The following is a 13,469-nucleotide window of genomic DNA, read 5'->3' on the forward strand; positions in this document are numbered from 1 at the left end:
TTGAGGTGCGACGTCCGGCCGGCTGCTGCTCAGGGGGCCGGGTGCGCACATCATATCGCTGGCGGCGCGGGCGGGTTCGGTCATGTGTCCGCGAGATATCCCCTTACCGCCCGGGCCATGGCTCCGCAGGGAATAGTGCTCGTCCGCGCAATTTCATCGGTTGGCTCGTTGGCGCGGCAGGAAGAGCCGAAACACAAGAAGGAAAACCGCATCATGGCAATACCAGCAATAACCGGCAAGGAATCGTTCTGGGGCACTGTGCAGCCGAAAGAAAATCAAGTGTCGCTGATCAACAAGAGTCCGACCTTGCAAGGAGATCTGAATGACTACGCCAAGGCGTACGCCGCAGGCCAAGCCAAGGCTTTCGCGATCGGCGCGGACGACGCAAGTTACTTCCACGGGAGCGATCCGCGCATCGTGCTCGGCAAGAATTTTGTCGACATGAACGACAACGACTGGGTCGCTGGGCTGTCGCACGAACTCGGCCATTTTGAAAATCATCAGGCTGACAAGGCCATGGCCGAACAGTACGGTACGGCAATCCGTGACCCGGGAGCTTACGATACACGGGCGATGATCGGCCTGCGCAGCGAGGGCGAAGCGTTGTACAACAACTGGAAAGTCGAGCACGAGATTCTCGACAACACCGCAAAAGGCGGCGAACCCGGTACGCGCATCGGGATCTATGGCGACTGGCCTGATCACACGCTCGAGCAGATGTTCCAGTACTCGCACAAGGCCAACGTGGCGGCAGGCCAGTCGGATGAGCAGGACAGGAACATCATGGTGGACAGGGCTGCGGCACTCAACGCGTTGCAGCAACCAAGCGAAGACCCGACGAAGAGCTACTACGACTTCTACGGTGGCGCAAACAAGAGGGTCGTCGCTCCTGGGCTGGGCACGCCTACCGCGGTGCAACTGACCGATCCGAACGGTGACGGCAAGATCACGTCGATGACCGAAACCTATGCATCCGGCATGCAGGGCACGCAGAACTACGGCCCCGACGGCAAGCTCACATCAGCGAACGTCAAGGATGGCGACGGCAACGTGCAGACGCGCACCGAGTATGCGCGGCAGAATGACGGCGCCTACTCGGCCACGACTTACGATGGTCAAGACGTGACGACGGAAAAGGACGACTTCGACAAGGACGGCGCGGAGGTTGCTCATACGTACGGCAAGAAAGGCGCGGAAACCACCCAAGCCTACGATTCTTCCGGTGCACCGAAGGGCGAGGCGGCTGCCTCTGCCTCATCGTCCGCCTTGGACGCGCCTGACGCGGCACTGCCGAAATGGCCGCAAACGGCGCAAGTCAATGACGGCGCGCAAGCGCCAGACGCCGGCATCGAAGAACAGTCCTTCGCCGAGAACAACACGGATCCCGACGCCGGCTGATCCGCATGAACTTCAGGCGCCGATGCTGCCATCGGCGCCTGTTCCTTCCTTCGGAGCAGCATCGTGACCGCGTGGATCAGGATGCCGGGTCCGCGCAGACATCGCTCGCGGGCCCGCACGGGCTCGCAGCATCCGCGAAATATCCCCTTACCGCCCGGGCCATGGCTCCGCAGTGAATAGTGCTCCATCCGCGCACTTCCATCAGCTGGCTCATTGGCGCGGCCAGATGAGCCGAACGCAACAGGAGCCCGCATGGCCATACAACCGGTAACCGGCAAGGAGTCGTACTGGGGCGACGTGCATCCGACAGAGAACCAGGTCAGGCTCATCAACCAGAGTCCGACGATGCAGGCAGACCTCCAGGATTACGGCGCGGCAGTCAGCTCGGGAGATATCCAGCCGATTGCAGTCGGCCCGGACAAAGGCACCTATTTCGAAGACGCTACGCAGCACCGGATCGTACTCGCCCACGACTTTGCCGGGTTATCCGACGGCAACTGGATCGGGGCACTTTCACACGAACTCGGCCATTTCGAGAGTCGCAGCAATGACCGGGCGTTTGCGACCCGCTATGGCGTCAATCCACGCGATCCCGAAGCGTTCGACGTGAAAGCGATGCTGGGTTTGCGCGGCGAAGGCGAAGCGATCTACAACAACTGGAAGGTCGGCCAGGAGATCTTGCGGAACACCTCGACGCCGGAGCATCCCGGGATGCTCATCAACATGACGGGCGAACAACCGGGCGGCCCAACCCAGCAAGCGCTCGACAGTCTGCACGCATCCGATCTGCAGTCGGGCCTGTCCGACGAGCAGGACAAGAACAGACTGATCGACAGAGCGGCGAGCATCAACGCCACAGAAACGCCCAGCAACGCATCGAGCGATTACTACGACTACTACGGTGGCGCAAACAGGAGAGTCGCGCCGCCCGGACTGGGTTCACCGACCGCCGTGCAACTGAGCGATCCGGCTAGTGACGGCAAGATTTCGTCGATGAACGAAACCTACGCATCCGGCATGCAGGGCACGCAGAATTTCGGGGACGATGGCAAGCTCACCTCCGCCGACCTCAGGGATGCCAACGGCAACCTGCAACAGCACATCGAGTATGCGCGGCAGACGGGCGGCGCCTACTCGGCCACGATTTCCGATGGTCAAGGCGTGGTGACGGAGAAGGACGATTTCGACAAGAACGGCGCGTCGGTTGCCTACACGTACGGCAAGGACGGCACGCAAACCACGCAGGCCTACGATTCTTCCGGCAAGCCACAAGGCGACACGGTCACATCAACTTCACCGCCTGCCGCGACCACTCCTCCCGCCCCCGACCTACCGGAGTCGACGCAAAAAGCGCAAACCTATGACGGCGCGCAAGAACCCGACGCCGGCTGATCCGCACGAACCGCAGGCGTTCACAGCAGCGTCGTGACCGCGTGGATCAGGATACCGACCGCGCCGCCCACCAGCGTCCCGTTCACGCGGATGAACTGCAGATCCCGCCCGATGTTCAGTTCGACGTCGCGCACGAGCGTCGCGTCGTCCCACTGCTTGACCGTGGCGGCGATATGCTTCGCGATGCCGTCGCGCAACTCCGGCGCCAGCGCCTTCAGCGCGTCGCGCATGTGCTCGTTGATCGAATCGCGCAGGGCGGGATCGTTGCCGAGCGCCGCGGCGAAACCGCCCGCCATCGCGACCACCTTCATGTGCAGCGCCGAGTCGGGCCGCCTGATGTCGGCATCGAGCCATGCGACGAATTCGTCCCACAGACCGTTCACGTAGTTACGCAGTTCCGGCCGCTCGAGCCATTCGCGCTTGTGCTCGTCGATGCGCGCCTTGAACGCCGGGTCCGTGCGCAGACGTTCGACAAAACGCGCCACGGCGGCATCGAAGGCCAGCCGGCGTTCATGCTCCGGATCGCTGCTGACGTCATGCAGCCACTGGTTCGCGCCGCGCACCAGTCCCGCCGCGAACTTGCTGCCGAGATCCTCGGCGTTCAGTCCGACGAAGCCCAACATGCCCACCAGCTTCGGATACTCCTCGCCCGCCACCGCGACGATGCGCGCCGCGAGCATCTCCTGCACCTCGGGCTTGTCGAGCCACGCGGCCATCTGCGTGAGCCCTTCGTCGAGCAGCAACTGATGCCGCCGGTCCGAGGTCAGCGACGCCAGCACGCCGCCCGCCGCGCCCGCCAGATCGAACTGGTCCGCGCGGCGGCGCAGCGTGTCGTGCAGCATGGTCTTGATGCGGTCGTCATCGGCGAAGGACAGCAGCTGGCCCACCGCCGTCACCGCCTTCTTGCCGAGCAGCTCGGCGTTCTTCGGCTCGGCGAGCCAGAGCGACAGACGGCTCGCCGGATCGAACGCGTTCACGCGCGCCACCAGGGCATCGGTGCCGAGAAAGCGGTCGCGCACGAACGCGGCAAGGTTGTCGCCGACACGCGCCTTGTTCGCCGGCAGGATCGCAGTGTGCGGAATGGGCACACCGAGCGGATGGCGGAACAGCGCGACCACCGCGAACCAGTCGGCGAGCGCGCCGACCATCGCGGCCTCCGCGAACGACGATACCCACGCCCATATCCCCACATCGTGCCGGCTCTTGGCGAGCGCGAACAACGCGCCCGCCGCGATCAGCAACGCGAAGGCGAACCACTTCATTCTTTTTAGCGCAACGGCTTTGTCCTGCGTTTCCATCTGGTGTGCTTTCAGGGTTTCGAAGAGGCCGCCAGCATACCAGCCCGTTTCTGCAAGGAAAGCAGCGCGTCCATGGCGCGCGGGGCATCGTCGGCGGGCACGAAGAGATGATCGTGATACGCCGCCGCCATCACGTTGCAGCTGATGCCCGCTTCGCCGAGCGCCTGCGCGAACGCCGCCGTCAGTCCCACCGCATGCAGGTCCGAATGCACGGTCAGCGTGATCCACGCCGCGCGGAACAGCGGCGTCAGCCCCGCCGCGAGCGCTGCGTGTTCCTCCATCACGACCGTTAGCCCCTCGCGTTCGCGAAACGTCGCGATGACGTCGGCGCTCGCAGGCGCGCTTTCTGGCGTCACCGATACGAACACATAGACGCCCGGCTGAAGCTCGGGCTCCATCGAAGCGATGAGCGCATCCAGGTCACGCAGCATTTTCAGCGGGCCTCGCACGTGCCAGCACCGGCCGCAACGCCGTGCCCGTGTGGCTGCGCGGATGCGTCGCCAGCGTGTCCGGATCCGCCGCCGCGACGATCATGCCGCCGTTCACGCCGCCTTCCGGACCGAGATCGAGCACCCAGTCGGCTTCGGCGATCACGTCGAGATCGTGCTCGATGACGATCACGCTATGTCCGCCGTCCACCAGCCGGTGCAGCACGCGAATCAGCTTCGCGACGTCGGCCATGTGCAGGCCGACCGTCGGCTCGTCGAGCACATAAAGCGTGTGCGGCGGCTTCTGGCCGCGCCGCGTGATGTCGTCGCGCACCTTTGACAGTTCCGTCACGAGCTTGATGCGCTGCGCCTCGCCGCCGGAGAGCGTCGGCGAAGGCTGGCCGAGCGTCAGATAACCGAGACCGACATCGCGCAGCAATTGCAGCGGATGCGCGATGCTTTGCATCGACGAGAAAAATTCGACGGCTTCGTCGATCTCCATCGTCAGCACTTCGCCGATGTTCTTGCCGCGCCACGTCACCGCCAGCGTTTCCGGATTGAAGCGCTGGCCGTGGCACACGTCGCACGGCACCTTGACGTCCGGCAGAAAACTCATCGCGATGGTGCGCACGCCCTGGCCCTCGCAGGCCGGGCAGCGTCCCTCGCCCGTGTTGAACGAGAAACGCGACGGCGTATAACCGCGCGCGCGGGCTTCGAGGGTATCGGCGAACAGCTTGCGGATGGTGTCCCACATGCCGATGTACGTAGCCGGACACGAGCGCGGCGTCTTGCCGATCGGCGTCTGGTCCACTTCGAGCACACGGTCGATCGACTCGAAACCGCTCACGCCGCTGCATCCCTGCCACGCATGCTTGACGTCGAACTTCGGCCGCGGCGCTTCGCGCGCGAGCACGCTGGCGCGCGATCCCGGCGCCGGCTTGTCCGCCTGCGCCGACTTGCGCGCGCGCCGCACCGCCGGCGACGACAGCACCGAGCGGCCGACTGCGTCGAGCAGGTTGGTCATCAAAACGTCGCGCGCGAGCGTCGACTTGCCGGAGCCGGACACGCCCGTGATCGCGACCAGCCGGTTCAGCGGCACGCTCGCCGTCACGTCGCGCAGGTTATGCAAGGTGGCGCCTTCGACCGTGAGCCATTGCTCCGGCACGGCAGCGCGCTTCGCGGTAGCTGCGCGCACTTCGCGGCGCGGCTGCAGCGGATGCACGATCGGGTTGGCGAGGAACTGGCCGGTCAGCGACGCCTTGTGGGCCGCGAGATCTGTCACGTTGCCCTGCGCGACCACCGTGCCGCCGCGCTTGCCCGCGCCCGGCCCGATGTCGATGATGTGATCCGCACGGCGGATCGTGTCCTCGTCATGTTCCACAACAACGAGCGTATTGCCCTTGTCGTTGAGCTTCTTGAGCGCGGACAGCAGGATCAGGTTGTCGCGCGGATGCAGGCCGATAGTCGGCTCATCGAGCACGTAGCACACGCCTTGCAGATTGCTGCCGAGCTGCGCGGCAAGACGGATGCGCTGCGCTTCGCCGCCGGAGAGCGTCGGCGCGGCGCGGTCGAGGCTCAGATAGCCGAGCCCGACTTCCTCGAGGAACTGCAGGCGCCCTTCGATTTCGCTCACCACGTCACGCGCGATATCCGCGTCACGCCCTGTCAGCCGGAGCGTCGAGATCCATTCGCGCGTATCGCTCACCGTCCATCGGCCCACTTCCGTGATCGGATAGTTGCCGAACGTGACCGCGCGCGCGACGTCGTTCAGCCGCGTGCCTTCGCAATCCGGGCACGGCTGATCGACGATGTCGTCCGGCTCCTGATCCACCGAGCCGATGGTCTGTTCGCGGCCGCGATCGTCCTGTGCGAACAGCGTGTCGTCGAACGCGGCGCGTTGCTCGCGCGTCAGCTTCACGCCGGTGCCCACGCAGGTGTTGCACCAGCCGTGCTTGCTGTTGTACGAGAACATGCGCGGATCGAGTTCGGGATAGCTCGTACCGCACACCGGGCACGCCCGCTTGGTCGAGAACACGCGCATTTCTTCCGCGCCGCGGCGCTTGCCGTCGGCCCAGGAGCCGTACAGATCGTCCAGCGGCGCGAGCAGATGCATCACGCCCTTGCCGATTTCGAGCGTGTCGTCGAGCAGGCGGCGCAGCTCGCCTTCGTTGTCCGGGGTCACGATCAGATCCGCCACCGGCAGTTCGATCGTGTGTTCGCGGAAACGGTCGAGCTTGGGCCACGGGCTCACCGGCAGGAACTCGCCGTCCACCCGCAGATGCGTGTTGCCGCGCGCCTTCGCCCACTTCGCTAGATCCGTATAGACGCCCTTGCGGTTCACGACGAGCGGCGCAAGCAGCCCGACGTGCGCGCCCTTGAAGTCGCGCATGATCTGCGCGGCGATCGATTCCGAACTCTGCGACTGCACCGGCGTGCCGTCGTGAATGCAGTGCTGGATGCCGAGCTTCACATACAACAGGCGCAGGAAGTGCCAGACTTCGGAAGTCGTCGCGACGGTGGACTTGCGCCCGCCGCGCGACAGGCGCTGCTCGATGGCGACCGTCGGCGGAATGCCGTACACGGCATCCACTTCCGGACGGCCCGCCGGCTGCACGATGGAACGCGCATACGCATTGAGCGATTCGAGATAGCGGCGCTGGCCTTCGTGGAACAGGATGTCGAACGCGAGCGTCGACTTGCCCGAGCCCGACACGCCCGTCACCACATTGAACTTGTTGTGCGGGATATCGACGTCGAGCGACTTCAGGTTGTGCTCGCGCGCATTGACGATGCGCACCACGTCTTCGCCCTGCAACGCGCGCCGCGCGCTCGCCACTTCGGCGGCGAGTTGCAGCGGCACGCCGGCGCGCTCCGCGGCGCCCGGCGCCATGGCTTCTTCATAGTCGAGCAGCGCCCGGCCGGTATGCGAGTGTTCGCAGGCGGCCACTTCGTCCGGCGTGCCGACACACACCACCTGACCGCCGCCGTCGCCGCCTTCAGGACCGAGATCGATGATCCAGTCGGCGGCGCGGATCACGTCGAGATTGTGCTCGATCACGATCAGCGAATGGCCGCGTTCCAGCAGCCGGCCCAGCGCGCGCATCAGCTTGGCGATGTCGTCGAAATGCAGGCCGGTGGTCGGTTCGTCGAACATGAAGAGGCGGCTTTCCGCTTCGCCGCCCTTCTTGCCCTTGGTGCCCTGCGACGTCTCCGCGAGAAAGCCCGCCAGCTTCAGGCGCTGCGCCTCGCCGCCCGAGAGCGTCGGCACCGGCTGACCCAGCTTCACGTATTCGAGCCCGACATCGACGATCGGCTGCAGCACGCGCAGCACTTCCTTGTCTTCCGCGAACAGCTCGACCGCTTCGCTGACGGTCAGTTCGAGCACATCCGCGACGCTCAAGTGCCGCCCGCCGCGCTCGATCTTCACTTCGAGAATCTCGGCGCGGTAACGGCGGCCATCGCAGTCCGGGCAGCGCAGGTAGACATCGCTCAGGAACTGCATCTCGACGTGCTCGAAGCCCGAGCCGCCGCAGGTCGGGCAACGGCCATCACCGGAATTGAAGCTGAACATGCTCGCGCTGTAGCCGCGCTGGAGCGCGAGCGGCGCCTTCGCGTAGAGCTTGCGGATTTCATCGAACGCGCCGACGTAACTCGCCGGATTCGAGCGTGCCGTCCGGCCGATCGGCGATTGATCGACGAACACGACATCGCTCAGCTGCTCCGCGCCCTTCAGGTCGCGGAACGCGCCCGGCGCTTCCGTCGCCTTGCCGAAATGGCGCATCAGCGCGGGCGCGAGTACGTCCTGGATCAGCGTCGATTTGCCCGAGCCCGACACGCCCGTCACGCAGACGAGTCGCTGCAACGGAATCTCGACGGTGACGTCGCGCAGATTGTGATCGCTCGCGCCTTCCAGCACGAGGCGCGGGGTGTTCCTGTCGACGGCGCGCCGGTTCCAGTCCGACGCATGCGCCACCTGCTTGCGGCCGCCGAGATAGGCGCCGGTGAGCGTATCGGTGGACTGGATGTCGCCGGGCGTGCCGTCATAGACGATCTGCCCGCCGCGCTCGCCCGGACCCGGTCCCATGTCGATCAGACGATCCGCCGCGAGCATCACCGAAGGATCGTGCTCGACGACGACGAGCGTATTGCCCGCGTCGCGCAGCCGGTGCATGGCCTCGACGATGCGGTTCAGGTCGCGCGGATGCAGCCCGATGCTCGGTTCATCGAGCACGAACAGCGTGTTCACCAGCGACGTGCCGAGCGCGGTGGTCAAATTGATGCGTTGCACTTCGCCGCCGGAGAGTGTGCGGCTCTGGCGATCGAGCGTCAGATAGCCCAGGCCGACGTCGCACAGATACTTGAGGCGCGTGCGCACTTCGGCGTGCAGCAGCTTGAGCGCTTCGTCGAGCAGGGTGGACGGCAGCGTCAGCGAATCGAAGAAGCGGCGGATGCGTTCGATCGGCATCAGCATCAGGTCGTGCACGGTCAGCCCGGGCAGCGCTTCGAGCTGCGCGCGCGTCCACTCGACGCCTTGCGGCATGAAGCGATGCGCCGGCGACAGCACGGCATCCGCCTGTTCCTTCGTGCCCAGGCGCCACAGCAGCGATTCAGTTTTCAGGCGCGCGCCGGCGCAGACCGGGCACGGGGTGTAGCTGCGGTATTTCGACAGCAGCACGCGGATGTGCATCTTGTAGGCCTTCGACTCCAGATAGTCGAAGAAGCGCTGCACGCCGTACCACTGGTTCTGCCACTTGCCGGTCCAGTCGGGCGAACCCTTGATGACCCAGTCGCGTTCCTCCTGCGTCAGCTCGTTCCAGGGCACCCCGAGCCGGATGCCCGCTTTCGCGCCGTAGCGCACGAGATCGTCCTGGTTCTCTTTCCACGCGGGCGTTTGCAGCGTCTTGACCGCGCCTTCGCGCAAGGTCTTCTTCTCGTCGGGAATCACGAGCCCGTAATCCACGCCGATCACGCGGCCAAAGCCCCGGCAGGTCTCGCACGCGCCGTAGGCCGAGTTGAACGAGAACAGCGCCGGCTGCGGGTCTGCGTAGCGCAGGTCGCTCTCCGGGCTGTGCAGGCCCGTGGAGAAGCGCCAGATGTCCGGCTCGCCCTCGTCTTTGAGCACGTAAATGTCCACCCGGCCGGTGCCGCGCAGCAAAGCGCTTTCGATTGCCTCCAGCGCGCGCGAGCGTTCGGTGTTCTGCAGCCGGAACCGGTCCGCGACGACGTCCAGCATCTGCCGTCTGCCGCTCGCGGTTTCGATATGGCGCTTCGCCTGCACACGCGTGTAGCCGCTCGCGGACAGCCATTGCTCGACTTCGGCGTCGCTGGCGGTGTCGGGCAGTTCGACCGGGAACGTGATCGCGAGACGCGGATCGTCCGCGCGCGTGCGTTCGAGCAGTTCGGCGTAGATCGTCTCGGGCGTGTCGTGGCGCACGCGGTGCGAGGTCTTTTTGTCGAACAGTTCGGCGGCGCGAGCGTAGAACAGTTTCAGATGGTCGTTCAGCTCGGTCATCGTGCCGACGGTCGAGCGCGAGCTGCGCACCGGATTCGTCTGGTCGATGGCGATGGCGGGCGGCACGCCGTCCACGCGCTCCACTTGCGGACGGTCCATCCGGTCGAGGAACTGGCGCGCGTAGGCGCTGAAGGTTTCGACGTAGCGGCGCTGGCCTTCCGCGTAGAGCGTGTCGAACACGAGGCTCGACTTGCCGGAGCCGGACGGGCCGGTCACGACGGTCATCTGGCCGGTGTGCAGGTCGAGGTCGAGATTCTTGAGATTGTGCTGACGTGCGCCGCGGATGCGGATTGCGTTGTTCGATGCCAATTTGTCAACCGGTTCAATGAGTTGGGCGGCCGTTCACGGCCTCGGGCGAGGTGCGCGCGGGTTCAAAAGCGCGCAGCTGCCGCAGCGAACAGTACTGTACACGCATACAGTGGTTGTCGCCAAACGTGTCGGGAGTGTCTGCCTGGGGTGCGCAAGACGCTCGCCTGATCGACGGTTCACTCCAGATGGCGGAGCACTTCGGCAGCCACGGCGTCGGGGGCTTCGCGCAGCGGAAAATGCCCCGCCCCGTCGATCACGACGCGCCGGTAACCCGCCAAAAAACAGCCTTCCTGGCCTTCCGAACTGGCCGGTTCGTCGCAGGCATCGGCGCCGCCCTGGATCATCAGCGCCGGCACGCTGATGCGCTCGATCGTCCCGAGACGCGCGTACAGGTCGGAGAGTCTCGGATCGGACGGCTGATCGCCGCGCCAGCGCCGCCGATACGCGTTGAGCGTGATCGGCACCCAGTCGGGATTCTCGAATGAGCGCGCGGTGATGTCGAATTCGGCCTCGTCGAACCAGCCGGGCGGCGACCACGTGTCCCACTGGATGCGCGCGAAGCCCTTCGGATCGGCGGCGACGGCGTCCGGGCCGCCATCGAGCGACATGAACCACTGGTACCAGAAACGTCGCGCCTGAGAAAAATCCGGCAAGTGGAACGCGCCGCGCGGCTGGTAGGCCAAGGCGAGCGCGGCCATGCGGCGCACCCGCTCGGGAAACAGCGCGGCGAGCGTGTAGGCGGCGCGCGCGCCCCAGTCATGACCGACGACATCGAATTGCGCGATGCCGAGCGCGTCGGCGAGATCGATTGCATCCTGGGCAAGCGCGACGCCGGAGCCGTCGCGAACCGTGTCCGGCGAGAGGAAATGCGTGCCGCCCGCGCCGCGCAGCTCCGGCACGATGGTGCGGCGGCCGGCGTCGTTGAGGCGCGCGGCGATCGGGTTCCAGGCGCGGGCGGCATCGGGCCAGCCGTGCAGGAGAAGCGTGACCGGACCGTCGCGGGGGCCGGAATCGGCGTAGGAGATGTCGAGCGTCGGCGTGCGGGCGTGGAGAGCGAAGTCAAGCATGGCGAGACTCCTCAACGGGAACGCGAATGGGGGAAGGTCATTCTAGCGACGCGGCGTGAGGCGTGCTTGGCGTGCCCGTCCCCGCTCAAGCCCCGATCAGCACCCCGCTTCTGATCGGCGTCTCGCCGGTTACGCGCCCCATCGGCGCTCCGGCGGGCACGAAGCGGATCGCGCGCCGCATGTAGAACACGCCGTCGTTACGCGTGGTGACGGTCGTCACCGCGTCCGTGATCGGATCGACGATATCGAACACCGGATCGCCCGCCCGCAGCCGCGCGCCCACCTTCGCCCGATATACGACGATGCCGCTCACCGGCGCCGTCAGCTGTTCGCTGCCCGCGAGCGGCGTCGCGGGCTGTTCGAGCGGCGGCGGCGTCTGCGCTTCACCCTCGATCACGCCGCGCCCGATCAGGAACTGGACGATGGCCTCGGCATCATGCGCGGCGGTGTCGTAATCGACGTCACGCTGGCCGCGATACTCCACCGTCGCCGCGAGATTCGGCGCGGCGAGCGGCACGGCGTCGCCCAGACGCTCGCGAACCTGGTTCCACAGGAGCGCGTGGACTTCATCGAACGACTGGCCGCCGGAATCCGTCGCGAGCAGCACGCCATTGGCGTCGAGGTAGCGTGCGAGCGGTTCGAGCGCCGGCCAGCTCGCCGGGCTTGTGTACAGATGCACGGTCGCTTCGAGCGAGCAGTGCAGGTCGAGCACGATATCCGCCTGCGACGCGAGCCTCAGCAGCACGAGCCGCAAGTCTTCGAACTCGTTCTTCACCGTCGTCTCGCCGAGCAGCGCGAGCAGCGCGGCGCGCAACAGACGCGCGTTGTGCGCGCCATCGTGCGGCGAGAACGGCGCCGCGACACGCTCGATCAACGCCGCCGCGGTCGGCAGCGGAAAGCCGCGGTTGAAATTTTGGCCGCTGTTCGCCTCGAAGCGCCCGAGGAACTGCCCGAGCACGTGCTGCGACAGCCCGATGGGATTCGCCACCGGCACCAGCACCACGCCCCCGCGCAGGCGGCCTTGCGCCTCCACTTCGGCGAGCCGCTTCTTGAGAGCCCAGGCGGCGAGCATCGCGGGCGTTTCGTCGGCGTGCAGCGATGCCTGGATGTAGACCTGCTCGCCCGCGCCCCGCGCGTCGCCGAAATGAAAGCTGACGAGTTCGCGCGTCGTGCCGAGCGTGGTCGAGAGAAGGGAATCGCGCTGAATGTGCATGATCAGTCGCCGTAGACGTCGAAGTCGAAATACTTGCGGGCGATCTTCTGGTACGTGCCGTCGGCGCGCATGTCTTTCACCGCGCGATCGACCTTGGCCTTGAGCGTGGTGTCGTCCTGCCGCATGCCCATGCCGACGCCGTGATCGCCCATCGAGAGCGGCTCGCCGACGAACGCAAAGCCCGCGCCGCGCGGCGTCTTCAGGAAGCCGTGCTCGGCCTCCACCGAACCGAGCAGCGCGGCATCGATACGGCCCGCCGTGAGGTCGTTCAGCACGCCCTCCATGCTCTGATACGGGACCACCTCGACGCCGCCCGGCGCCCAGTTCTTCATCGCATAGGTCTCGAACTGACTGCCGCTCTGCACGCCGATCCGCTTGCCGCGCAAGCCGTCCGCGCTCGCCGTGAGCGGCGCGCCCTGCTTCGCGATCAGCCGCGAGCGGAACTGGAACAGCTTGTTGGAGAAGGCGATCTGCTTCATGCGCTTGTCGGTGATCGCCATCGACGACATGATCCCGTCGATCTTGCGCGCCTGCAGCGCCGGAATCATCCCCGAGAATTCGAGCTCGACCCACTGGCAATGCATGGCGATGCGGCGGCAGATTTCATCGCCGAGATCGACGTCGAAACCGGCGACGTGGCCGTCGGGCGTCTTGACGTCCATCGGCGGGTAGCCGGGATCGATGCCGAGCCGCAGGGTGTCGGCGTCCTTGGCATGAGCGGGTGCGGCAGCCGCGAGGACGGCGGCCAGCATGAGGGCGTGGAATCGGGGCATGGGGCGCGGTGATGAGGTTATCCAGGGTCTCGATACTACGAGCGCCCGATGCCCACCAGAAGAGGCAGTTTGCTTATCA

The 13,469-nt window shown here is 66.0% G+C and carries 8 protein-coding genes; 2 read left to right on the forward strand and 6 right to left on the reverse strand.

Annotation, left to right across the window (positions count from 1 at the left end):
- Positions 1-117: 117 nt before the first annotated feature.
- Complete coding sequence (locus tag QCE83_RS32460; RefSeq protein WP_309820655.1) at positions 118-1,398, forward strand: hypothetical protein; 1,281 nt, start codon at positions 118-120, stop codon at positions 1,396-1,398.
- A gap of 252 nt (positions 1,399-1,650) precedes the next feature.
- Positions 1,651-2,790 carry a hypothetical protein gene (locus tag QCE83_RS32465; protein WP_309820657.1) on the forward strand — a complete coding sequence of 380 codons (1,140 nt, stop codon included), beginning with the start codon at positions 1,651-1,653 and terminating at the stop codon, positions 2,788-2,790.
- A gap of 20 nt (positions 2,791-2,810) precedes the next feature.
- Here QCE83_RS32465 and QCE83_RS32470 read toward each other — a convergent pair whose 3' ends face one another.
- The 6 genes from QCE83_RS32470 to QCE83_RS32495 all read right to left on the reverse strand — a co-directional run bounded on the left by QCE83_RS32470 (position 2,811) and on the right by QCE83_RS32495 (position 13,390).
- Complete coding sequence (locus tag QCE83_RS32470; RefSeq protein ID WP_309820659.1) at positions 2,811-4,052, reverse strand: DUF445 domain-containing protein; 1,242 nt, start codon at positions 4,050-4,052, stop codon at positions 2,811-2,813.
- A 47-nt stretch (positions 4,053-4,099) separates the two neighbouring features.
- Positions 4,100-4,519, reverse strand: coding sequence for an ACT domain-containing protein (locus tag QCE83_RS32475; protein WP_309820660.1), 420 nt, complete (start codon positions 4,517-4,519; stop codon positions 4,100-4,102).
- Entirely contained in the window at positions 4,509-10,337 is a 5,829-nt protein-coding gene (gene uvrA / locus QCE83_RS32480) for an excinuclease ABC subunit UvrA (RefSeq protein ID WP_309820662.1), read from the reverse strand. The genes QCE83_RS32475 and uvrA overlap by 11 nt, the downstream gene beginning before the upstream one ends.
- A 176-nt stretch (positions 10,338-10,513) precedes the next feature.
- The gene (locus QCE83_RS32485; RefSeq protein ID WP_309820664.1) at positions 10,514-11,404 is read right to left on the reverse strand and encodes an alpha/beta hydrolase; all 891 of its coding nucleotides are present in this window, start codon (positions 11,402-11,404) and stop codon (positions 10,514-10,516) included.
- Between the two features lie 85 nt (positions 11,405-11,489).
- Positions 11,490-12,617 carry a M14 family metallopeptidase gene (locus QCE83_RS32490; protein WP_309820667.1) on the reverse strand — a complete coding sequence of 376 codons (1,128 nt, stop codon included), beginning with the start codon at positions 12,615-12,617 and terminating at the stop codon, positions 11,490-11,492.
- A gap of 2 nt (positions 12,618-12,619) precedes the next feature.
- The gene (locus tag QCE83_RS32495) at positions 12,620-13,390 is read right to left on the reverse strand and encodes a transporter substrate-binding domain-containing protein (RefSeq protein ID WP_309820669.1); all 771 of its coding nucleotides are present in this window, start codon (positions 13,388-13,390) and stop codon (positions 12,620-12,622) included.
- Between the last annotated feature and the right edge of the window lie 79 nt (positions 13,391-13,469).

This window comes from Caballeronia sp. LZ034LL (genome assembly GCF_031451215.1).
GTDB lineage: Bacteria > Pseudomonadota > Gammaproteobacteria > Burkholderiales > Burkholderiaceae > Caballeronia.

Coding starts and splice junctions, on each gene's coding strand:
- QCE83_RS32470 (WP_309820659.1), bottom strand. CDS start 4,052: ATGAAGTGGTTCGCCTTCGCGTTGCTGATCGCGGCGGGCGCGTTGTTC.
- QCE83_RS32495 (WP_309820669.1), bottom strand. CDS start 13,390: ATGCCCCGATTCCACGCCCTCATGCTGGCCGCCGTCCTCGCGGCTGCC.
- QCE83_RS32485 (WP_309820664.1), bottom strand. CDS start 11,404: ATGCTTGACTTCGCTCTCCACGCCCGCACGCCGACGCTCGACATCTCC.
- QCE83_RS32460 (WP_309820655.1), top strand. CDS start 118: ATGGCTCCGCAGGGAATAGTGCTCGTCCGCGCAATTTCATCGGTTGGC.
- QCE83_RS32465 (WP_309820657.1), top strand. CDS start 1,651: ATGGCCATACAACCGGTAACCGGCAAGGAGTCGTACTGGGGCGACGTG.
- QCE83_RS32490 (WP_309820667.1), bottom strand. CDS start 12,617: ATGCACATTCAGCGCGATTCCCTTCTCTCGACCACGCTCGGCACGACG.
- QCE83_RS32475 (WP_309820660.1), bottom strand. CDS start 4,519: ATGCTGCGTGACCTGGATGCGCTCATCGCTTCGATGGAGCCCGAGCTT.